Annotated in this window: 2 protein-coding genes; both read left to right on the top strand. The window is 75.8% G+C overall.

Translation table 11 applies throughout. From position 1 onward, the window contains the following. Positions 1-105 precede the first annotated feature (105 nt). The gene (locus tag L1885_RS28215) at positions 106-753 is read left to right on the top strand and encodes an FMN-binding negative transcriptional regulator (RefSeq protein ID WP_235799981.1); all 648 of its coding nucleotides are present in this window, start codon (positions 106-108) and stop codon (positions 751-753) included. 346 nt (positions 754-1099) lie between these two features. Beyond that, positions 1100-1501 (top strand): GVDTG sorting domain-containing protein, encoded by a 402-nt coding sequence (locus L1885_RS28210; protein WP_235799980.1) that lies wholly within the window; start codon positions 1100-1102, stop codon positions 1499-1501. The last annotated feature ends 58 nt before the right edge of the window (positions 1502-1559 follow it).

The following is a 1559-nucleotide window of genomic DNA, read 5'->3' as shown; positions in this document are numbered from 1 at the left end:
CGCGACGCGACGGCGGGGCGGGCGGCGCGTCCGGCCCCGGCGGCGGCCCCGGCCCGGGCCGCCCTCCCGCACGCACCGCGAGACACCCCACGACGAGGAGCCCGCATGTTCATCCAGCCCTGGGACGCCGCCCTGGACGAGGCCGAGTGGCGCGACTGGATCGACCGGGGCCACGACTTCGGCATCCTGAGCGTCAACGGGCCCGCCGGCGCTCCCCCGCTCGCCGTACCGACGCACTTCTGCGGCGAGCCGGGCCACCTGCTGGTCCATCTCGCGCGCCCGAACCCCGTCTGGACGGCGGTGGAGAGCGCGCCGGACGTCCTGTTCACCGTCTTCGGCGACTACGCCTTCGTCCCCGGGCCGTGGCGCGCGAAGCCGGACGTCCCGGCCACCGACGGCGTGCCCACGAGTTACTACACGGCCGTCCAGTTCACCTGCCGCGCAACGATCGTCGACGAGCCGGAGGCCAAGGCGGAACTCCTGCGCCGCCAGATGGCCCACTTCCAGCCCGGGGGCGACCACGCGGCGATCGCCGTCGACCGGCCGCCTTACGGGCGGATGCTCGCCGGCATCCGCGGCCTGCGCCTGCGGGTGACCGACGTGCGGGCGAAGTTCAAGTACGACGACCACAAGCCCGTCGAGCACCGCACGGGCGTGGCCGACCGCCTCGTCTCGCGCGCCGAGGGCCTCGACCTGGAGGCCGCCGCCCAGCAGCGCCGCCGCCTGGACCGCATCGGCCCCTGGAAGCCGTGACGCCCGCCGCACCCGAGAGCCGGACGGCGCCCCTTCCCTTCCGTGTCCTGACGCGGCGCGGCAGCCATCGCCCCGCGCGGCGCGCCGGCCGGGACGACGCCCCCGCAGGCGCCCTCGCGGCCCGCCGCGGCGGGCACAGGCACGTGTGGCGCGCGCGCACATCTCGGACTGCGGCCAATGGGTGCACGCGATGCCGGAGACCACACGGAGGGTGCAGCGGACGCCCCGAATGCCTCTTCTCCGGTGGTGGCACGTGCGTTTGCCCTTGACGGTGTGGTCATACCCACCGCGCTTCCCGGTGTTGTCGCCGGGGAGCGGGGACCACCCCTGGAAGGAACACATCTCCATGCGCACTGTCCGTAACCTCGCCGCTGCGGCGGCCGCGACCGCGGTCATCGTCCTCTCCGCGCCGGCCGCGATGGCCGCCGCACACACCGAGTGGACCCCCGACAACAACTCCTCCTCCGGCCAGCACGACTCCGGCCGCGCCGACCAGGGACGTGGCGACTCGTCCTCCGACCGCGGCCACGACGACGGCTCGTGGAAGAAGGGCGACGACGACGGCGGCCAGAACGGCTGGCACGAGGGCGGCATGCCCCACGGCGGCGTCCACACCGGTGGTGGCGGCCTCGCCCTGAACGGCAGCAGCCTCGCGGCCGGTTCCGTCCTGATGCTGGGCGGCCTCGGTGCCGGCGCGGTCGTCCTGCGCCGCCGCCGTGCCGCCGCCGGCCAGCCCGCCATGGGCTGACCCACCGCACTGCCCCGGCGCGCGGTCACCGCCTCCCCGGCTCCACGGGGCGGTGACG

The sequence above is a fragment of the Streptomyces fuscigenes genome (assembly GCF_021556455.1).
Classification (GTDB): Bacteria; Actinomycetota; Actinomycetes; order Streptomycetales; family Streptomycetaceae; genus Streptomyces; species Streptomyces fuscigenes.
The sequence above is the reverse complement of the archived record's forward strand: the minus strand, read 5'-3'. Positions and strand labels throughout refer to the sequence as shown.